The following is a 19,067-nucleotide window of genomic DNA, read 5'->3' on the forward strand; positions in this document are numbered from 1 at the left end:
GTTGGTCCCGTGGTGCGCTCAATCCCGGTGCGCTCCACCGCGCAGCATGCTCCCCCGGTGCGCTCCAACGCGCAGCATGCTCCCCCCGCAACGCGCTCAATCCCGCAACGCGCTCAACCCCGCAACGCGGGCCGGTCCCGCTGGGGCACCGCTCGACCCACCGGAACTGTCAGACCAGCTCGGTACGGTGGGCCGCGGGGGACCCGGAACCCAAGGGGACCCCTGCGTCAGCACGCCCCGCCAACGGCACCCGCAGCGTGAACCGAGCCCCGACCCCGGGACGCCCGACGGCCTCCACCGTTCCGCCGTGCCCGGTCACGACCTCCCGCACCAGCGCGAGCCCCAGCCCGAACCCGCCCTCCCCGCCGCGGAACCGCTCGAACAGCCGCGCGGCCTCCCCGGCCTCGAACCCGCGTCCGGTGTCCGCCACGACCAGCTCCGCGAACCCGTCCGCCGCCGCGACCCCCACCGAGATCCGCCCGCCCTCCGGCGTGTGCCGCACGGCGTTGGCCAGCAGCTCGTCCACCGCCCGCCGCAGCGCCGTCTCGACGCCGTTGACCACCAGCGGGTGGCCGGGGTGTTCCAGCGAGAGCGTGATCTGGCGTTGCGCCGCCCGTTCGGTCTCGCCGACGACGGCGGCCTCGGCCACGTCCGCCAAGTCCACCGGCCTGCCCTCCAGCACGCCGAGCTGGGACGACTGCAGGAGGTCGTCGACCACGTCGGCGAGCCCGCGGATCGACCGGGTCAGCGCGTCGAGGTTGTCGCGCTGCGCGTCGGGGACGGTCGCCGCCAGCAGTTGCGCCCGCAGGTGGGCGCGGGCGATCGGGGTGCGCAGCTCGTGGCTCGCGTCGGTGACGAACCGCCGTTGCCGGGCCAGCGCCTCCGCCAGCGGTCCGATCGCGCGGCGGCTCACGCCCAGGCCGATCAGCGCGGCCACCAGCAGGCCCGCCAGCTGCGCGATGCCGAGCGCCAGCAGCAGGTGCGAGCGGTCGGCGAGCTGGTAGCGCAGGTCGAACACCGCCTGCACCGTCGTGCCGTCCGCGCCCGGTGTCGTGAGCACCTCGTACTCCGTGCCGTTCGCGGAGACGGACCGCGAGACGGACCTGCCGGACGCCGCGGACTCGTCGAGGTCGGAGCGCACCGGGAAACCGGCGGGCACCGCGAGCACGCCCTGGTCGAGCACCCCGTCCTCCAGCACGAACACCCACGCGCACCGCGGGGCGACGTCCGGGACGCCGTAGGTGGTGTTGTACCGCAGCTCGCGCGCCACCTGGGTCTGCTGGGCCTGCGCCATCACCAGGTACGCGATCCCGCCGACGAACGCGATCACCAGCGTGATCGCGACGCCGACCAGCACGCTCACCCGCAGCCGCGCGCGCCGGACCTCCGCCTCCGCCGTCACAGCGCCCCCAACCGGTAGCCGATGCCCTGCACGGTCAGCACGACCGAACGCCCGACCTTCGAACGCAGGTAGTGCACGTAGGTGTCCACAATGGACTGAGAGGGTGCGTCCTGGAACACGGTGCGCCGCAACGCCGCCCGCGTGTGCACCGTGTCGGGATGGGTGGCGAGCACCCGCAGCAGCGCGAACTCCCGCGCCGTCAACGGGACCTTCTCGCCGTCGGGCAGCACGACCTGGTGCTGTTCGAGCTCCAGCCGGCCGGCGCCGATGCGCAGCACCGCGGCCAGCTCCGCCGCGCGCCGGCACAGGGCGCGCAGCCGGGCGGTCAGCTCGCCGAGGTCGAACGGCTTGGTCAGGTAGTCGTCGGCACCCGCGTCGAGCCCGTCGATCCGGTCGTGCACCGAGCTCATCGCCGTCAGCACCAGCACCTGCGTGCGCAGGGACCGGGAACGCAACCGGGACAACAGGTCCAGGCCGTCGAGCACGGGCAGGCCGCGGTCGATCACCACCACGTCGAACGGCTGGGTGAGCGCGAGGTGCAGCCCGCGCTGCCCGTCGAACGCGACGTCGACGACGTAGCCCTCACCGCGCAGCACGGCGGCCAGCAGCTCCACCAGTTCCCGGTCGTCCTCGACCAGGAGCAACCGGAAGGGCTGGTCCTCCCGGAACGTCGAAATCCCCCGCACCGCAACACGATCGCACGCACCACCCCGGGCGGCCAGGTCACCGGACCGGCGCAACAGCGGGTCGACAGGACCGGTTTCCGGCACGGTCCCGGCGGATTCGCGGCCATGAGGAACAGCGAAGTGGGGCGTTCGGCCGACACCCGGTGGGCCCGCGCCCCGCGCAAGCGGAGAAGGGCCGGGCATTTCAACGGTAAACATGTGAACAACCGCCCGGCGCGACCTGCGGCCCGTGCGGAAGTGTGAACGGCTACCAGGCCGGCGCGACCGCCGCCGTCGTGCGCTGCCCGCCCACCCAGCCCGCGGTGGCCACGGCCCGCAGCACCTCGTCGCCCTCCACGAGCTGCCCGTGCGGGCCGAGGACGTCCGAACCGCCGTCGTGCCACCGCACCGGCAGCCGGCCGTGGCGTTCGAGCAGACCGGCGAACTTGGTGCTGAGCTTGGCGCTGCCGATGTGCACCCACCGGCTGGGGAAGAGGTCCAGCAGCTCGATCGTCGCCGGGCTGAGCTCGGGCACGACGGTGATGCCGTGGTCGCGCCCGTACTCGACGAGGTCGCGCAACGCGTCCGGGTCGCCGTCGGGGAACACGTGCAGCACGTTGAGCTTGTAGGCGGCCATCCGGTCGATCGTCCTGCGCATCTCCGCCGGCGGCAGCAGCGCGCTCGACACCCCGCGCCACGCGAACGCCGGGGAGTCGCGCACGTCCGCGGCGCGGACGGTGCCGTCGCGCGTCATCAGCTGCCGGAACGACTGCACGCCGTGGCGCAGCCCGGCCTGCGTGCCCGCGCGCAGCATCACCGCGTCGTTGCTGACCAGCAACGCGTAGCCCTCCGGGCCCAGGCCGCGCATCGCCGGGTCGTGCGACACCATCAGCATGCCGTCAGGCGACTCCGCGAGCAGGTAGCCGGTCTGCCGGAAGACGTGCTCGCGCAGCATCGCCGCGGCGGTGCGGGCCTGCCCGGTCACCCGCACGGTCACGTCTTCGGTCAGCACGAACGAGCCCGTGCGACGGGGCGCGCTCGCAGGCATGGGAACGATCACCGGTTTCTCCTCCAGCGGTCCAACGCCGGAAGTATCAGCGGAGTTCCGGCAACCGGACGTGGAACGTCGTTCCGACACCTGTCGTGCTGGTCACATCGACCGTGCCGCCGTGCGCCTCGACGAGCTTGCGCACGATCGCGAGGCCCAGGCCGCTGCCTCCGGTGCTGCGCGACCGCGACCGGTCGGCCCGCCAGAACCGGTCGAAGACGTGCGGCAGGTCCTCCGGCGCGATGCCCGCGCCGGTGTCCGCCACGGTGATGAGCACGTGCCCGTCCTCCGCGACGGCGCCGACGGTCACCGACCCGCCGGCGGGCACGTACCGCACCGCGTTCGCGACGAGGTTGTCGAGGACCTGCCGCAACCGCACGGCGTCCGCGGGCACCACCAGCGCGGGGTCGGCGGACACCGACACCGCGACACCGGCCTGCGCCGCGCGGGCCTCGTGGGCCGCGCGGACCTGGTCCAGCAGCGCGGCGACGGGCACCGGTTCGACGGTGAGCCGCAACGCGCCCGCGTCGGCCACCGCGAGGTCCTGCAGGTCGTCCACGACGTGCTGCAGGACCAGCGCCTCCTCGAGCAGCAACGCGACCAGCGCCGGGTCGAGGTCGCTCACCCCGTCCTCCGCCGCCTCCAGCCAGCCCCGGATCGTGCTCAGCGGGGTGCGCAGCTCGTGGGCGACGTCGCCGACCAGCGCCTTGCGCGCCTGCTCCAGCTGCGCCCTGGACGCGACCATCGTGTTGAACGCCCTGGTCAGGACCGCGATCTCGTCCTGACCGCGCACCGGGACGGGCGGGAGGTCCCCGCCGGAGGACAGGTGGTCGGCCGCCGCGGTCAACGCCCGCAGCGGCCGCGTGATCCGCGCCCCCGCGAACGCCGCCGCCCCGACCGCGGCCAGCAGCACGGCCGCCGCCGCGCCGACGACCTGCCACTCGTTGCCGGACAACGAGATCGCGGTGGTCGGCGGTCCCGCCGGGGTCGTCAGGTAGAGCAGCGCGGGCGCCGCCACGTACGGGGTGAGCTGCTCCTTGCGGGAGGCGGTGACGCAGGCGGCGACGGCCGGTTCGTCCGGCGGCGGCACGCCCGACTGCTTGCCCGCGGGCGTGTAGTCGGGGTCCAGGTCGACCGGCGGCAGCGACCGGCGCGCCAGGCACGCGTTGACGAGGTCCTCCAGGTCCAGCAGCGCGGCGAAGTCGGCGGCGGTGTCGAACGGCAGGTCGTCCTCGCGGCAGTCGAGCCGCGCCTGCTCCTTCCTGACCAGCCGCAGGCAGAACAACGACCCCGTGCGGTCCTCGCGGTCGCGGAAGCCGATCGGGGTGCGGAACGGTCCGAGCACCCGCTCGTCGATCCGGTCGGCCGGGGCGTCCGGCACGAGCACCGGGTCGACGGCGAGCGGGTCGACGACCGCCGCGGCCGTCGCCGGGAGCTGGCCGCCGGCACCGCCCAGGTCCGCGATCGTCCTGCCGTCCCTCGTCACCAGCACGACCCGGCGCCCGGGGTGCTCGCGCAGCAGCGCGTCGAGGTAGCCGTCCACTTCGGACCAGTCGCGGTGCCCGGCCGCGTACCCGAGCAGCGTGGCGTAGATCCTGTTGTCCGCGGCCAGCTCCCTGCCCTGCTCCCGCGCGATCGACGCCTTGGTGAGCTGCGTCGACAGCCACGCGGTCGCGGCGATCGAGCACACCGCGATCAGCGCCGCGACCAGGAGCAGCCGGGCCAGGACGCTACGGCGCGCCACGACGACCGGCCGTGAGCTTGTAGCCGATGCCGTACACCGTGACGAGGTGCTCCGGCGTGCGGGCGTCGGTCTCGATCTTGCGGCGCAGGTTCTTGACGTGCGTGTCGATCGTGCGGGCGGTGAGGAAGCTGTCCAGGCCGTGCATCCGCTCCAGCAGCTGCTCGCGGGAGAACACCCTGTCCACTTCGGACGCGAGCACCTCCAGCAGCCCGAACTCGCCGGGCGTGCACTCGACCCGTTCGCCGCGCACCGTCACCTCGTGCCGCACCGGGTCGACGACGATCGGTCCCACGGCGAGCAGGGGTGCGGGCCGGTCCGACGGACGCCGGCGCAGCAACGTCCGCACCCGCGCCACCAGTTCGCGCGGGCTGAACGGCTTGGTCATGTAGTCGTCCGCGCCGATGCCGAGCCCGTGCAGCAGGTCGTCCTCGGTGGACCGCGCGGTGAGCATGAGCACCAGCACGTCCGAGTCGGCCCGCAGCGCCCGGCACACGTCCAGGCCACCCAGCCCCGGCAGCATCAGGTCGAGCACGACGAGCGACGGACCGCGGGAGCGGCACACCTCCAGCGCGTCGCGTCCGTCGTGGACGACGAGCACCCGGTGGTGGTCCTGCTCCAGGTAGCGGCGGACCAGCTCGGCCTGGTTCACGTCGTCCTCGGCGACCAGGATGAGAGCGCTCACGCGGCGATCATAGGGACGCCCTCCGGCCGGTCACCGGTTCGACACAGGATCCTCACAAGTGCCTCCGAAGATCCACCGCATGCGCACCACCGTCATCGCGGCCACGCTGCTCGTCGTGGCCGTCGCCGCCGTCTTCCTGGTCGTGCGGGGGAGACCGGACGAACCCACCGCGGCGCCGCCGCCGCAGGTGAAGACCACGACCGTGAAGAAGGGCGACCTGGCGAACACCCGGCTGCTCCAGGCCGGCCTCGGCTTCGGCGCCGCCCGCCCGGTCAAAGGAGTCGCCGGCACCGTCACGAAGCTGCCCGCCGCCGGTCAGGCCACCGAGCTGGGCCGGGAGCTGTACCGCGTGGACGACCAGCCGGTCGTCGTGTTCTACGGCGCGACGCCCCTGTTCCGCACGCTCGACGCGCCGGGCGTCAAGGGCTCGGACGTCGCGGTGGTGATGGACAACCTCGCGGCCCTGGGCTACCAGGTGGGCACGCGGCCAGGGGACTCGGCGAAGGCCGAGCTCACCCCGCGCGTGGTCGAGGCGCTGAAGAAGTGGCAGAAGGCCGTGGGCGTCGAGCAGAACGGCGTCCTCGCGCCCGGCCGCGTGCTGGTGCTCGACCGGCCGATGCGCGTCGCGACGGTGAAGGCCCAGCTCGGCGCCCCGGCGGCGGAGGAGCTGTTCGAGCTCACCACGACCACGCGCCTGGTCACCGCCGAGGTCCCGGTGGCCGAGGCGGGCGCGCTCAAGGCCGGCCTGCCGGTCGTCGTCGTCCGCCCGGACGCCCGCGAGGTGCCCGCCAAGGTCACCTCGGTGACCACCGCGGCCCCGCAGGAGAACGGCGGTCAGAAGGTCGACGTCGTGGTCACGCCCGACACCCCGGCGGACGTGGGCGACCTGGACACCGCGCCGGTCCGGGTGAAGATCACGACCGAAAGCCGGACGGGCGTCCTGACGGTGCCGCTCGCGGCGCTCGTCGCGTTGAAGGAGGGCGGGTACGCCGTGCAGCTGCCCGGTGGCGCGCTCAAGGCCGTGAAGACCGGCCTGTACTCGCAGGACCTGGTCGAGATCTCCGGTGACGGCATCACCGACGGCCTGGAAGTGGTGACCGCGCAGTGAGCCCTCCCGGAACCCCGGTGCTCGCGCTGCACTCCGTCAGCAAGCACCACCCCGGCGGCGTGACGGCGCTGGACGACGTGTCGTTGCAGGTCCGCTCGGGTGAGCTGCTCGCGATCGTGGGACCGTCCGGGTCGGGCAAGTCGACGTTGCTGCACCTGGTCGGAACGCTGGACCTGCCGTCCTCGGGGACGGTGGAGATCGACGGCAGGGACGTCTCGACGCTGTCGGACCGCACGCTCTCGGCGTTGCGCGGCAGCCGCCTCGGGTTCGTGTTCCAGCAGTTCCACCTGTCCGACGCGCTCTCCGCGACCGAGAACGTCGCCACCGGCCTGCTGTACGCGGGCGTGCGGCGCAAGGACCGCAGGGAGCTGGCCGTGGCGGCGCTGGAACGGGTCGGCCTCGGCCACCGCGCCGACCACCGGCCCCAACAGCTCTCCGGCGGCGAACGCCAGCGCGTCGCGATCGCCCGCGCGGTGGTGAACAACCCGTCGCTGGTGCTGGCCGACGAACCGACCGGCGCCCTCGACACCGCCACCGGCCGCGCCGTCCTGGACCTGCTGCGCGAGCTGAACCGCCAGGGCACGACGATCGCCCTGATCACGCACGACCGCGACATCGCCGCCTCGCTGCCGCGCAGGGTGGAGCTGCGCGACGGCCGGATCGTCGCGGACACGCGGGTGGCGACCGCGACCGAACGGACCGTCGTGACGAGGAGCGTGCGATGAGACGCCTCTCGTTCGCCGACCTGCTCGCCCTGGGATCGCTCGGCATCCGCACCCGCCGGCTCCGCGCCGCCCTGTCCGCGCTCGGCATCGCGCTGGGCATCGCCACCGTCGTCGTGGTCACCGGCATCCCGGCGTCGAGCCAGCAGGCCCTGCTCGACGAGCTGACCGCGCTCGGCACCAACCTCCTGCGCGCCCAGCCGGCCCCGCGCCAGGAGGACCCGGTCCTGCTGCCGGAGTCGTCGGTGGCGATGGTGCGCAGGATCGGCCCGGTGACCACCGCCGCGGCCGTCGCCAACACCCACGTCCGCGTCCGCCGCAACGACCTGCTCGACCCCGGCCACAGCTCCGACCTCACCGTCCTGGCCGCCACCCCCGGCCTGCTCGACGCGCTCAACGGGCACGTCCGCAGCGGCGAGTTCCTGCCGCGCCCGGACTTCCCGTCGGTGGTGCTGGGCCACGTCGCCGCGGCGCGGCTGGGCATCCAGGACGTCGGCGAGCACCCGGCGGTGTTCATGGGGGACGGCTGGTTCACCGTCGTCGGGGTGCTCGGCCCGCTGCCGCTCGCCCCCGACGTCGACCGCGCCGTGCTCGTGGGCTGGGAGGCCGCCCGCACCCGTCTCGGGTTCGACGGCCACCCGACGGTCGTGTACGTGAAGGCCAGAGAGGAGTCCATCGAGGACGTCCGTGCCGTGCTCCCGGCGACGTTGCACGGCGAGGTCCCCGGCCTGGTCCAGGTGTCGCGGCCGTCCGACGCCCTCGCGGCCAAGCGCGCCACCCAGAACTCCTACAGCGCCCTGTTCCTGGGCCTCGCGGGCGTCGCGCTGCTGGTGGGCGGCGTCGGCGTGGCGAACACGATGGTGATCTCGGTGCTGGAACGCCGCGGCGAGATCGGCCTGCGGCGGGCACTCGGCGCCACCCGCGGCCACATCCGGTCCCAGTTCCTCACCGAGGCCGTGCTGCTGTCGGCCCTCGGCGGCCTGGCGGGCACCGCCCTGGGCGCGCTCGGCGTCGCGGGCTACGCCACCTGGCACCGCTGGCCCCTCGTCCTGCCCCTGCCGGTCCTGGCCGGTGGTCTGCTGGCGGCGCTCGTCGTGGGCGCCGCCGCGGGCCTGTACCCCTCCCTCCGCGCCGCCCGGCTCACGCCGACGCGGGCGCTCTCCGCGTGAAAGGTTCCCGATGAAGAAGGCCCCGCTCGCCCTGCTGCTGCTCCTGGCCGCCTGCTCCCAGCCGGTCGCCCAGCCCGAGGTCGCCTCGATCTCGACCCCGCCCAGCGCTTCAGCCGGCGCGGCCGCGCAGGAACAACGCCCGCGCGAACGCCTCGACATGACCCCGGAGGACCTCGACGCCCTCAACGCCCCGTACGACCAGTGCATGGCCGGGTTCGGCCTGGACAAGAAGGGCAGGGCGGAGGCCTCGCAGTCCCAGCCGATGAAGGAGGAGGTAGACAGGGCGGTGCAGGCCTGCGCCTCCAAGGTGCCGCTGCCGCCGTGGGAGAAGGACCCGGCCAACCCGGAGGCCCTCGACTTCGCCCAGCGCGTCGTGCGGTGCCTGCGCGAGAAGGGCGTCCGCTACGTCGAGGTGCTCAACGAACCGGGCGCCGAGATGATCACCTGGTCGCTGGGCGGCCCGAACAACGACGCCGCGTCGATCACGCTGGGCCTGGAGCACGCCAAGGAGTGCGAGATCGCCTCGTCGCGGAAGTGACGCTCAGCGGGCGGGCAGGGTGGCGATGAGCAGGTCGATGAGCGCGTCGCCGTCCGCGTCGTACTTGCGCGGGTCGAGCTGCCCGCCCGCCTCGAGGTCGGCGATGCCGTGGGCCGCGGCCATGATCAGCCCCGCGAACGGCCGCGCCGCACCGGCCGGGACGACGCGGGCGACCAGCGTGTGGAAGACGTCCTGCGACCGCTCGCCGACCTCCGCGGCCATGTCGCCGAAGGGCGCGCGGGTCAGCATCAGGCGGTAGAGGCCGGGCCTGGTGCGGGCGAGCGCGAGGAACTCGCCGATCGCCTCCCGCAGGGCCGCCGCCGGGCTCTCGACCGACCGCGCCGCGATGTCGTGGAGGCGGTCGGTCAGCTCCTCCCACCCGGCGAAGCTGATCGCCGTGAGCATCGCGTCCTTGTCGGCGAAGTGGCGGTAGGCGGCCGACCGTGACAGCCCCGCCGCGCCGCCGACCTCGCGCAACGTCACCGCTTCCACGCCGCCGCGGTCGAGGAGCTCCTCCGCCGCCCGCAGCAGGGCCTGCCTGGTCGCGGCTGCGGTCTCGGCACGCGTCGTCACCGGCCCATCCTAAGCCGCCCCCGTTTTGAGTTGACAGCGTCTACCGAAATGGTGTCTTCTGTTGACACCGTCAACTCAACCGGAAGGCCGACGATGCACACCCTGGTGATGACCGGAGCCACGAGCGGCATCGGCCGCGTGGCCGCCGTGGAACTGCTGCGCAGGGACCCGCGGATGCACCTCGTCGTGCTGGCTCGCGGCAGGTCCGGCGAGGACCTGCGGGGACCGCGCGTGACGCTCGTCGACGCCGACCTGGCGAGCGTGGCCGGTGTCGGTTCGGCCGTCGACACGATCCGGACCCTGCTGGCGGACGGCGTCGTGCCCCCGCTCACGGGGTTCGCGGGCAACGCGGGCGTCTCGCTCGGCGACGCCCTGCACACGACCGAGGACGGCTACGAGACGACGTTCGCCGTCAACGTCCTGGCCAACCACCTGCTCATCGCCGGGCTGGTCCCGGTGCTCACCGCCCCGGCGCGGCTGCTCGTGACCGTGAGCGACACGCACTTCGGCGACTTCAAGCACACCGGCGGCACCATGCCCGCCCCCCGGTGGTCGGCTCCCGCGACGCTCGCCCGGCCCGGCGGGTTCGCCGACCCCGGTTCGGTCACGGCGGGCAGGACCGCCTACACGACCAGCAAGCTGGCCGCGATCCACCTCGTGCACGAGTGGGCGAGGCGGTTGCCGCCCGGCGTCACCATCACCTCCTACAACCCCGGTCTCGTCCCGCGCACGGGCCTGTCCCGCGACGCCGGACCCGTGGGCAGGCTCGCGATGAGGTGGCTCACCGTCCCCCTGGCGCTGACGCCGTTCGCCGACACCCCGGCCGGCGCGGGCCGCAAGCTCGCCGACGCGGTCCTGGGCGGCGTTGACGCGCCGTCGGGCTCCTACGTCGACCGGACCCGCGTCACCCGCTCGTCCGACGAGTCCTACGACCCCGGCCGCGAACGCGAGCTGTGGCAGCACCTGGAGACCATCCGCACGGCCGCGAACGCCTGACGGGAAAGGGGAACACGCACATGCGCCACCACGCCGAGGCGTTCTTCGCCGCGACGGAGTCGAAGTCGCCGGAGGTCCTGGAGCCGCACCTGGCGCCGGACGTCGTGATGGAGGCCCCGCTGACCGTGCACGGGGCACTCGAGCCCGTGGACACCGTCACGGGCAAGGAGGCCCTGCTCGCCTGGGTGCGGACGGCAGCCGCCAACTTCGACCGGATCCGCTGGCGGGACCAGGAGTTCTTCGCCGCCGGGGAGACCGTGTTCGTCGAGTGCGGCGGCGACATGACCGTGGCCGGGACGGGGGAGCCCTACCGCAACCGGTACGTCTTCCGGTTCGACGTGCGCGACGGCCTGATCCGCCGCGTCCGCGAGTACTCGAACCCGGTCGCCGTCGCCAGGCTGCTGGAACAGCTGGCTTAGGCGAGCAGGTCCCGCACCCGCGGCACCACCCGCGTCCCGTACAGCTCGATCGTGCGCAGCAGCGACTCGTGCGGCAGCCCGCCGATCCCGTACTTCAGGTCGAACCGGCTGGCGCCCAGCGTCGTCATCGTGCTCGCCATCTTCGCCGCCACCGTCTCCGGTGAGCCGACGAACAGCGCGCCGTGCGGGCCGACCTCGTGCGCGTACGACTCCGGGGTGGGGGTCGCGAACCCGCGCGACTTGCCCAGCCGGCCGATCAGGTCGAGGTAGTGCGGCCAGAACTCCTCCCGCGCCTGCTCGTCGGTCTCGGCGACGTGGCCGGGGGAGTGGATGCCGATGGGCTTCGGTGCGTGGCCGAACTTCTCCAGCGCGTGCCGGTACAGCTCGGAGAACGGGGCGAAGCGCGACGGGTGGCCGCCGATGATCGCCAGCATCAGCGAGAACCCGTACGACGCCGCGCGCACCACGGACTGCGGGCTGCCGCCCACGCCGATCCAGGTGGGGAACGGTTCGCTGAACGGCACGACGTCCTGCTCGTGCAACGCCGCGCGGGTCTTGCCCTGCCAGGTGACCGGGCCGCCCTTCAGGATCTCCGCGAACAGGTGCGTCTTCTCCTCGAACAGGTCCTCGTAGTCGGCGAGGTCGTAGCCGAACAGCGGGAACGAGTCCACACTGGACCCGCGGCCGAGGATGATCTCCGCGCGGCCGTCCGAGACCGCGTTCAGCGTGGAGAACCGCTGGAACACGCGCACCGGGTCGTCCGAGCTCAGCACCGTCACCGCCGAACCGAGGCGGATGCGGGACGTGCGGGCGGCGATGGCGGCCAGCACCACGTCGGCGGCCGAGAGCGGCATGTCGGGGGTGTGGTGCTCGCCGATGCCGAAGAAGTCGAGGCCGACCTGGTCGGCGAGCACGCCCTGCTCGACGAGGTTGCGGATGGTCTGGGCGTGGCTGAGCGGGGTGCCGGTGGCGTCGAGGGTGACGTCGCCGAACGTGTCGAGCCCGAACGTGGTGGTCATTCAGATTCCTTCGCGAGCGGGGAGAGGTTCTCGAAGTCGTCGCGGCGGGCCGCGACGCCGAACAGCGGGCTGCCGGGCTCCAGGTGCCGCCCGGCGGTCAGGGGGCCCACCGGCACCGGGTCGAAACCCAGGCCGCGCAGGAACTCCGCCACGACGGCCACGGCGTCGGCGGGACCGGCGACGCCGACGGCACGGCCCGCGGCGGGTTCCATGTCCTGGTAGGCGATGTGGTTGAGGGTCTTCACGACGTGCGCGCCGGTCAGCCGCCGGGCCACGTCCTCGCTCGTGCCGAGCGGTGCCTCGGCGGGCGGCCAGTGGTTCATCGCGTCGACGACGACCTTGCCCGCGAACATCGCGGGTTCCAGCGAGGGGAAGCGGTGCCACGGGATCGCCAGCACGACGAGGTCGGCGTCCGCGACGGCGTCGGCGGCGGTCAGCGGCACCGCGCCCGGCGCGAGGAACTCGGTGATCATCGCGATCCGCGCCGGGTCGCCGGACCCCGCGATGGTCATGGTGTGGCCCGCCGCGAGAGCGAGGCGCGCGACGACCGGGCCGACGTGGCCCGCACCCAGAACAGCGATCTTCACAGCACACCCGACCCCGGCTAGTTGATGTATCACCTAGCTTAACCGGACCGGCCCCCGCTTATTCCCGGCGGACCGTCCGTAGGGGGTCTCGTCGCGCCGCGGTGTTCCGCGACTTCGGGGAACACCGCGGCGCGGTCTCTTTCAAACGCCGGTCATCCTGTTTGGTGAACGGATATCCGCGAGAAGGCTGCAGCCCGGTCCCGCATCTCTGTGTCGACGTCTCCACGAGGCGGTTCGCTCAAGGTCAGGACCTCGATGACCTGCTGAAAGAACGCGTCAGGCGTTTCCCGTTCCGGGCCGAAATGATTGTTGAAGGATAGGCTCCCCTAATTCCGCTCGAATTGCGGTGCTTCTGCCGCGGTGGCATGGTCCGGAATAACCGAACCTTTCCCACCACGGCAGGAGCGGACATGACCACTCTCGAGAACCCGGCGATGCCCGCAGTCCACGATTGCACCGTCAGCGACTGCTCGTACAACCACGACGGCTGCCACGCCTTCGCCATCACCGTGCGCGGCGACAACGGCGCCGCGGACTGCGGCACGTTCATCCCGCTCGGCACGAAGGGCGGCCTGGACAAGGTGGTCGCGCAGGTCGGCGCCTGCTCGAGGACCGACTGCACGCACAACGCCTCGCTGGAGTGCACGGCGCAGAGCGTGCGCGTCGGCCAGGGCGACGGCGCCCACCAGGCGAACTGCCTGACGTACGAGCCGCGCTAGACACGGCCCGGAAGGGGTGCGGGACGGCTACTGCCAGTCGAAGTAGCCGTCCCGCACCACGACCCGGTGCTCGGTGTGGCCCCGCAGGGCGCGCGAAGCGTGGTCGAGCATGGCGGTCACGTCCGCGTACACGGGCACGCCGTCGGCTCCCTCGACCTTGTTCCACTCGATGACGCACCCGTGCCGCGGCCCGCCGCGCAGGTCCACGAACAGGTGGCCGCCGCCGAGGTCGGTGGCGACGGGAAGCCACGCGGGCAGCCACAGCTCGGTGTTCGGAGTGCCGGCCGGTTCTCGCAGCGCGGCCTCGGGGGAGGAGTCGAAGAGGTCGTTGCGGACCTCCATCACCATCGCCCGGTCCTCCAGCGCCTGGGCGAGTCCCTGCGGCTGCCAGCAGCCCGGGATGAGATCCCACAGGAGCGTCTTCTCGCCGATGCCGCCGAACTCCCGCCACCACGCGGCGAGGTCGGCGGGAAACCGGTGGCCGATCGCGCTCTCCGCGGCCGCGATGTCCTGAGCGGACGATGGCGGCAGCAGCGTGGCGTGCAGCTTCGGGAGGTTCTCGCCCGCCCAGCGTTCGACGTCGATCCAGCTCATCGGTGCACTAAAGCATCTCCAGCGGCTGCGGCCCGCGCGGGGGAGGGAACGCCCGGTCCAGCTCGGCCAGGTCCTCGTCCGTCAGCACCAGGCCCAGCGCGCGGGCGTTGTCCCGCACGTGCTCGACCGTGCCCGCCTTCGGGATCGCGGTCACGAACGGCAGCCGCAGCACCCACGCCAGCGCCACCTGCGCGGCGGACGCGACGTGCCGCCGCGCCACGGACGCGAGCACGGGGGAGTCCAGCAGCCGTCCCTGCTCGACGGGGGAGTAGGCCATCACCGGGATCCCCGCCTCCGCGTGCCACGGCAGCAGGTCGTGCTCCGGGCCGCGGCGCGTGAGGTTGTAGAGGATCTGGTTGGTCTGGCAGAAGCCGGGCAACGCGGTCAGCTCCCGCATGTCGGTCAGGTCGAGGTTGCTGACGCCCCAGTGCCGGATCTTGCCCGCCTCGGCCAGCGCCGCGAACCCGTCGAGCGTCTCGGCGAGGGGGAACCGGCCGCGCCAGTGCAGCAGATACAGGTCGAGGCGGTCGGTGCCGAGCCGGCTCAGGCTCGCCTCGCAGGCCCGGACGGTGCCGGCGGCGCTCGCGTTGCCGGGCAGCACCTTCGACACCAGGAACACCTCGTCGCGGCGTCCGGTGATCGCCTCACCGACGAGCGACTCCGCGGCGCCGCCGCCGTACATCTCCGCCGTGTCGACCAGCGTCAGTCCGAGGTCCAGCCCGGTCCGCAACGCGCGGACCTCCTCGTCGCGCCTGGCGGGGTTCTCGGCCATCATCCACGTCCCCATGCCGAGCGCGGGGACGGTCTCGCCGGACGGCAGCTGCACGGTCATGGGTCCCAGCTTGCCGGGTACGTTGGGGTCATGCGACGTGCGGGCCTGATCCTCCTCGTGCTGCTCGTCGTGGCACTGGCCGTGCTGGCCCAGGTCGCCGGCCTCCCCGACGGCGACGAGCTCCGCGCGTACGTCGACGGCGGGGGAGCGGCGGCCCCGTTCGTCCTCGTGGGCGTCTGCGCGCTCGGCACGGCGGTGTTCCTCCCGAAACCGGTGCTCGCCACGGCGGCCGGGCTGCTGTTCGGCATCGGGTGGGGGAGCGCGCTCGCGGTCGCCGGGTTCACGGCCGGCGCCATGATCGCGTTCGCGGTGGCCCGCGGGCTGGGACGCGAGACCGTGGGGCGCTGGCTGGGGGAGCGGCTGCAGGTGGTCGAACGGGTCTTCGCTCGACGCGGCGTCGAGGCGACGCTCGTGGTCCGGCTGCTGCCGGTCGTGCCGTTCACGCTGGCGAACTACGCCGCGGGCGTCACGGCGGTGAGGGCGCGCGACTTCGCTCTCGGCACCGCGCTGGGCCTCGTGCCGTCGACGGTGCTCGCCGCGGTGCTGGGGGACGCGCTGAGCGATCTCGGATCGCCCCGTTCCCTGGTGGCGCTGGCGATCTGGTGCGTGCTGGCGGTCGCGGGGGTGTGGTGGGGGCGGAACTTGATCACAGCGGCCGCACGGGCCTCCTAGAGCCTTCCGGACCGCAAAAAGCCGCCCCGGCGGGAGACCGGGACGGCTTGAAGCGTCTGCGAGGAGATCAGGCCGTGCGGGTGCGGCGTCCGCGCAGCTCTTCGAGGCGCTCGTCGAGCAGCTCCTCGAGCTCGGGGATCGACCGGCGCTCCAGGAGCATGTCCCAGTGCGTGCGCGGCGGCTTGATCTTCTTCACCTCCGGCTCGACGCCGTCGATGATCTTCGACTCGGTGCCGTGGAGACGGCATTCCCAGGTCGGCGGCAGCTCGGCGTCGTCGGAGAACGGGACCTCGAAGTCGTGTCCCTTGGGGCAGGCGTACCGCGCTGCCCGGCGCGGAGCGAGATCGTGGTTGCGGTCGGTCTCGTAGCTGACTGCTCCGAGCCGGCTTCCACGCAAAACGCGGTCGGCCATGGCGGTGTCCTTTCGCTCGGCTCAGGGCCGGGGCCCAGGCTTCTTGCTCACCGTGTGCAACGCCCGGATTGCTCCGTTTGTTTCCGGTTCGCCTTCATGGTCGCCCACAGTGACGTCGTTCACTCGTCAACGAAGGCTTCCTACTAATGGATGCGATCGCCACAGGATCGTGACGCGTTATCAAGCTCCTGCGCTCATGCATCACTCTAATGGCCTAGAGGAGGCGGTGGGTAGTCGCCTACGCCAACCGAAGCTGACCACTTTGTGCGACGTCAGGGCCTAGATCACCCAGCCGGAAGTGACGGCGGCAGAGCACCTGGTAGCGCACAGTAGTTTCCGTGGCGTCGGTTACACCGTTGCTCTCCGTACCCGGTCGGTGCTGTTCCGTGTCCGGCGCCGTGTCGGCGACCAGGACCGTGTCTCCCGCGCGAATCACCCGTCCGGCCCGCACCCGCGCGTTGAACCGCCCCGGCACCCCGCACCAGCAGAGCACCTCGACCTGGATGGCCTTGAGCTCGTCGGCCAGTTCGAACAGCCGCTGCGAACCGGGGAACATCTCGCCGCGGAAGTCCGTGGCCAGGCCGAAGCAGTACACGTCGACCTGGACGTCGTCCGCGAGCTCCGCCAGCTGCTCCACCTGTTCGGGGGTGAGGAACTGGGCCTCGTCGACGATCAAGTAGTCGACCCGGCGGCCCTGCGCCCACTCCGCCCGCACCAGCCGGCGGAGGTCGTCGTCGCGGATCTCCGCGGCCTCGCGCGTGATGCCGATGCGGCTCGAGATCTGCGGGCGGCCCGACCGGTCGTGCCGGACCAGCAGCAGCCCGCGGCGGCCCTGCCGGGAGTTGTTGTGGTCGATCTGCAGGGCGAGCGTCGACTTGCCGCAGTCCATGGGGCCGAAGAAGAACTTGAGGTGCCCCACCACCGGCGTCGAGCGCCGGGAACCCGCGACAGGTACAGCGGAGAGGGCGTCTGTCGGATCGGGAAGGGCGTCCACGGCGGGTCACCCTAGTGCCTGGGTCCCGATCATGAGGAATCCCCACGGTTCATCGCCCACCCCTTCGCCCGCGACCTGGTACTTCCGCACGGCATAGCCCCGGAACAGCGACTCGAAACATCCTTTCGGATCGAGTGACTCGATAACTTCAGTGTTGACCAAAATCAATCGCCGTCGTTGTTCCGCTTCCCGATATAGCTCGCGCCGCGATATATTCAGCGACATGAGTGGTCGGGTCATGTCGGAACAGATGTTCCTCGTGCTCACCGCGCTCGCCGAGGAGCCGTTGCACGGGTACGCGATCGTGCAGGCGGTGGAGCAGCTGTCCGAGGGGCGGATGGTGCTGCGGGTGGGCACGTTGTACGGGGTGCTGGACAGGCTGGTCGCGGACGGGTTCGCCGAACGCGACCGCGAGGAGGTGCACCAGGGGAGGCTGCGGCGCTACTACAAGCTCACCGACTCCGGTGTGCGGGCGTTGCAGGCCGAGGTCGCGCGGCTCAGCGCGAACGTGCGCGCGGCCTCCGCCGTCCTGCGGGGGAGGGGCGTGCAGGCGTGGGCGAACAACGCGTGAGCAACCTCGAACGCCGGTACCGGCGCCTGTTGAGGGTGTTGCCGCGGTGGTACCGCGACGACCGCGAGGAGGAGATGGTCGGGATCTTCCTGGCCGGCCGGACCGGCGACCTCGACCAGGAGCACGGCTGGCCGGGGTGGGGGGAGACCTGGGCGGTGCTCGGGCTCGCGGTGCGGACGCACCTGGGGGCGGGGGCGGCGCTCTCCGCCGGGGTGAACCGGCGCGGCGAGGTCGTGCGCGCGTTGGGCGTCATCGGTCTGCTGGTCGGGTTGTTCCAGGCTGGTGTGGCGATCACGAGCTCGGTGGTCTCGTCGGGGTTCACGGCGCTGGCGTTCACCGTGCTGCTCGCGCAGGTGCCCGTCGCGGCGTTCGTGGCGCTGCTCGCGGGGCAGCGGACGGCGGCGAAGCTGCTGGCGCTGGCCTCGGTGCTGCCGGGGCTGGTGCCCGTTCTGGCGTTCGGGGCGGTCGCGGGGACGTGGTGGCTGTTCCAGCTGCCGGCGCTCGTGACGTTCGTGTGCCTGTGCCTGGGTTTCCACCGCGAGGCTCCGACGCCGCCGGTCGGCAGGCTCGCCTGGTGGGGTGGGGGAGCGCTGCTGCTGGGGCTGGCCGCCGGACCGTTGACGGCGACGGTCGTGCTCATCGCGGCACTCGTGGTGGTGCGCGTGGTGGCGTTGGTGCGGGGTGACTTCGTGCTGGGGCGGGCGTTGTCGGTGTTCGCGCTGCTGGAGCTCGGACCGGTGGTGTTGCTGCTGCTGAGCGGCACGGTGGTGGCCCTCGCGGTCGCCCTCGTGGTGGTGCTGGTGGTCAGCGCGGTGGCGCCGGTGCGGAAGCCGCGGTTCTCGTGACGAACCTCGAACGCCGGTACCGGCGCCTGCTGAAGGTGTTGCCGCGGTGGTACCGCGACGACCGCGAGGAGGAGATGGTCGGCCTGTTCCTGGCCGACCGGAGCGACGACCTCGACCTGGAGCACAGCTGGCCGGGCTGGGGGGAGACGGGCGCGATGCTGGCGTTGGCGGTCCGCACACGGTTCGCGGCGTCGCACGCTCCGGCGACCGCGGTCCGGTTGGGGGAGGTCGCGCGGTGGCTGGCGGTGCTGGGGATGGTGCTGGGCCTGAAGAACGCGGTGCAGGTGGTCTACGCCGAGCTCGTCGTGGGGGACGGGGCGGCGCCGCAGTGGGAGACGCTGCTGGTGGACCTGAGCCCGGTGGCGGTGATCGCGTTGCTGGTGCGCGGTCAGCGGACGTGGGCGAAGGTCGTGGCGGGGGTGGCGTTGCTGCCGTGGCTGGTGCGCGCGCTGACCGATCCGGGTCCGGCTGGTCTGACGAGCGTGTTGTGGCAGTTGCCGGCGCTCGTGGGGTTCGTGGCGCTGTGCCTGGGTTTCCACCGGGAGGCGCCGCCGCCGGCCCGGATGCTGTGGTGGTGCGGGGGAGCGGTGGCCGTGGGGTTGGTGGAGATGCTCGCCTACGGCGTGAGTCCGGTCGTGGTGCCCGCTGCGGTGCTCTGCGTGCGGGTGTTCGCGTACGTGCGCGGGGAAGTGGCGTTGGGGCGGGCGTTGGCGGTGTTCGCGGTGCTGTGCTCGCCGTGGCTGGTGGTGTTGTTCG

22 protein-coding genes and 1 pseudogene are annotated in these 19,067 nt (G+C 72.6%); 11 read left to right on the forward strand and 12 right to left on the reverse strand.

Translation table 11 applies throughout. The features are described from left to right. Window positions 1–169 precede the first annotated feature (169 nt). From VF330_RS28980 to VF330_RS29000, 5 genes are all read right to left on the reverse strand, one after another. Window positions 170–1,402: a HAMP domain-containing sensor histidine kinase gene (locus VF330_RS28980; protein WP_330854864.1), complete on the reverse strand. Its 1,233-nt coding sequence runs from the start codon at window positions 1,400–1,402 to the stop codon at window positions 170–172. Beyond that, complete coding sequence (locus VF330_RS28985; RefSeq protein ID WP_330854884.1) at window positions 1,399–2,046, reverse strand: response regulator transcription factor; 648 nt, start codon at window positions 2,044–2,046, stop codon at window positions 1,399–1,401. Before VF330_RS28985 ends, VF330_RS28980 begins: the two co-directional genes overlap by 4 nt. A gap of 289 nt (window positions 2,047–2,335) precedes the next feature. Then, window positions 2,336–3,127: a glycoside hydrolase family 20 zincin-like fold domain-containing protein gene (locus VF330_RS28990; protein ID WP_330854865.1), complete on the reverse strand. Its 792-nt coding sequence runs from the start codon at window positions 3,125–3,127 to the stop codon at window positions 2,336–2,338. Window positions 3,128–3,161: 34 nt separating this feature from the next. Next, complete coding sequence (locus VF330_RS28995) at window positions 3,162–4,859, reverse strand: sensor histidine kinase (protein ID WP_330854866.1); 1,698 nt, start codon at window positions 4,857–4,859, stop codon at window positions 3,162–3,164. Next, window positions 4,846–5,541, reverse strand: coding sequence for a response regulator transcription factor (locus VF330_RS29000; RefSeq protein ID WP_330854867.1), 696 nt, complete (start codon window positions 5,539–5,541; stop codon window positions 4,846–4,848). Before VF330_RS29000 ends, VF330_RS28995 begins: the two co-directional genes overlap by 14 nt. Window positions 5,542–5,620: 79 nt before the next feature. On the opposite strand from VF330_RS29000, the gene VF330_RS29005 reads away from it, so the two are divergent. From VF330_RS29005 to VF330_RS29020, 4 genes are read left to right on the forward strand one after another with little or no spacing between them, the layout of a single operon-like run. Further along, on the forward strand, window positions 5,621–6,649 hold the full coding sequence (locus VF330_RS29005) for a peptidoglycan-binding protein (RefSeq protein WP_330854868.1): 1,029 nt from the start codon (window positions 5,621–5,623) through the stop codon (window positions 6,647–6,649). Next, window positions 6,646–7,374: an ABC transporter ATP-binding protein gene (locus VF330_RS29010; RefSeq protein ID WP_330854869.1), complete on the forward strand. Its 729-nt coding sequence runs from the start codon at window positions 6,646–6,648 to the stop codon at window positions 7,372–7,374. The genes VF330_RS29005 and VF330_RS29010 overlap by 4 nt, the downstream gene beginning before the upstream one ends. Beyond that, window positions 7,371–8,540, forward strand: coding sequence for an ABC transporter permease (locus tag VF330_RS29015; protein WP_330854870.1), 1,170 nt, complete (start codon window positions 7,371–7,373; stop codon window positions 8,538–8,540). Before VF330_RS29010 ends, VF330_RS29015 begins: the two co-directional genes overlap by 4 nt. Before the next feature lie 10 nt (window positions 8,541–8,550). Continuing rightward, the gene (locus VF330_RS29020; protein WP_330854871.1) at window positions 8,551–9,078 is read left to right on the forward strand and encodes a hypothetical protein; all 528 of its coding nucleotides are present in this window, start codon (window positions 8,551–8,553) and stop codon (window positions 9,076–9,078) included. A 3-nt stretch (window positions 9,079–9,081) separates the two neighbouring features. Here the strand turns inward: VF330_RS29020 and VF330_RS29025 are convergent, their stop codons facing one another. After that, window positions 9,082–9,651 carry a TetR/AcrR family transcriptional regulator gene (locus VF330_RS29025; RefSeq protein ID WP_330854872.1) on the reverse strand — a complete coding sequence of 190 codons (570 nt, stop codon included), beginning with the start codon at window positions 9,649–9,651 and terminating at the stop codon, window positions 9,082–9,084. A 93-nt stretch (window positions 9,652–9,744) separates the two neighbouring features. Between VF330_RS29025 and VF330_RS29030 the strand changes: the two genes are divergently transcribed. Both VF330_RS29030 and VF330_RS29035 read left to right on the forward strand, forming a co-directional pair. After that, complete coding sequence (locus VF330_RS29030) at window positions 9,745–10,647, forward strand: SDR family NAD(P)-dependent oxidoreductase (protein WP_330854873.1); 903 nt, start codon at window positions 9,745–9,747, stop codon at window positions 10,645–10,647. Window positions 10,648–10,667: 20 nt separating this feature from the next. Next, on the forward strand, window positions 10,668–11,066 hold the full coding sequence (locus tag VF330_RS29035) for a nuclear transport factor 2 family protein (RefSeq protein WP_330854874.1): 399 nt from the start codon (window positions 10,668–10,670) through the stop codon (window positions 11,064–11,066). On the opposite strand, the gene VF330_RS29040 is transcribed toward VF330_RS29035, so the two are convergent. Together VF330_RS29040 and VF330_RS29045 are read right to left on the reverse strand one after the other, a co-directional pair. Then, window positions 11,063–12,085 (reverse strand): LLM class flavin-dependent oxidoreductase, encoded by a 1,023-nt coding sequence (locus tag VF330_RS29040; protein WP_330854875.1) that lies wholly within the window; start codon window positions 12,083–12,085, stop codon window positions 11,063–11,065. The two genes, VF330_RS29035 and VF330_RS29040, sit on opposite strands and share 4 nt — an antisense overlap. Next, window positions 12,082–12,672, reverse strand: coding sequence for an NADPH-dependent F420 reductase (locus VF330_RS29045; protein ID WP_330854876.1), 591 nt, complete (start codon window positions 12,670–12,672; stop codon window positions 12,082–12,084). Before VF330_RS29045 ends, VF330_RS29040 begins: the two co-directional genes overlap by 4 nt. Window positions 12,673–13,082: 410 nt before the next feature. Here VF330_RS29045 and VF330_RS29050 point away from each other — a divergent pair, with 410 nt between their 5' ends. Then, on the forward strand, window positions 13,083–13,391 hold the full coding sequence (locus tag VF330_RS29050; protein WP_330854877.1) for a DUF1540 domain-containing protein: 309 nt from the start codon (window positions 13,083–13,085) through the stop codon (window positions 13,389–13,391). 27 nt (window positions 13,392–13,418) lie between these two features. On the opposite strand, the gene VF330_RS29055 is transcribed toward VF330_RS29050, so the two are convergent. Together VF330_RS29055 and VF330_RS29060 are read right to left on the reverse strand one after the other, a co-directional pair. Then, window positions 13,419–13,985: an SMI1/KNR4 family protein gene (locus VF330_RS29055; protein ID WP_330854878.1), complete on the reverse strand. Its 567-nt coding sequence runs from the start codon at window positions 13,983–13,985 to the stop codon at window positions 13,419–13,421. 7 nt (window positions 13,986–13,992) lie between these two features. Further along, window positions 13,993–14,817: an aldo/keto reductase gene (locus VF330_RS29060; RefSeq protein ID WP_330854879.1), complete on the reverse strand. Its 825-nt coding sequence runs from the start codon at window positions 14,815–14,817 to the stop codon at window positions 13,993–13,995. Window positions 14,818–14,847: 30 nt separating this feature from the next. Here VF330_RS29060 and VF330_RS29065 point away from each other — a divergent pair, with 30 nt between their 5' ends. Further along, entirely contained in the window at window positions 14,848–15,489 is a 642-nt protein-coding gene (locus tag VF330_RS29065) for a TVP38/TMEM64 family protein (protein WP_330854880.1), read from the forward strand. Between the two features lie 67 nt (window positions 15,490–15,556). On the opposite strand, the gene VF330_RS29070 is transcribed toward VF330_RS29065, so the two are convergent. Both VF330_RS29070 and VF330_RS29075 read right to left on the reverse strand, forming a co-directional pair. Continuing rightward, window positions 15,557–15,901, reverse strand: a complete 345-nt coding sequence (locus tag VF330_RS29070; protein ID WP_065919117.1) for an RNA polymerase-binding protein RbpA — start codon at window positions 15,899–15,901, stop codon at window positions 15,557–15,559. 238 nt (window positions 15,902–16,139) lie between these two features. Then, the gene (locus VF330_RS29075; RefSeq protein ID WP_330854881.1) at window positions 16,140–16,895 is read right to left on the reverse strand and encodes a thymidine kinase; all 756 of its coding nucleotides are present in this window, start codon (window positions 16,893–16,895) and stop codon (window positions 16,140–16,142) included. 223 nt (window positions 16,896–17,118) lie between these two features. Between VF330_RS29075 and VF330_RS29080 the strand changes: the two genes are divergently transcribed. The 3 genes and pseudogenes from VF330_RS29080 to VF330_RS29090 all read left to right on the forward strand — a co-directional run. Beyond that, complete coding sequence (locus tag VF330_RS29080; protein WP_330854882.1) at window positions 17,119–17,466, forward strand: PadR family transcriptional regulator; 348 nt, start codon at window positions 17,119–17,121, stop codon at window positions 17,464–17,466. Further along, entirely contained in the window at window positions 17,448–18,311 is an 864-nt protein-coding gene (locus VF330_RS29085; RefSeq protein WP_330854883.1) for a hypothetical protein, read from the forward strand. Before VF330_RS29080 ends, VF330_RS29085 begins: the two co-directional genes overlap by 19 nt. Further along, window positions 18,308–19,067, forward strand: a pseudogene (locus VF330_RS29090) (hypothetical protein); the annotation flags it as partial. The gene VF330_RS29085 and the pseudogene VF330_RS29090, both read left to right, overlap by 4 nt.

This window comes from Lentzea sp., assembly GCF_036380075.1.
In the GTDB taxonomy this organism is placed as follows: Bacteria; Actinomycetota; Actinomycetes; order Mycobacteriales; family Pseudonocardiaceae; genus Lentzea.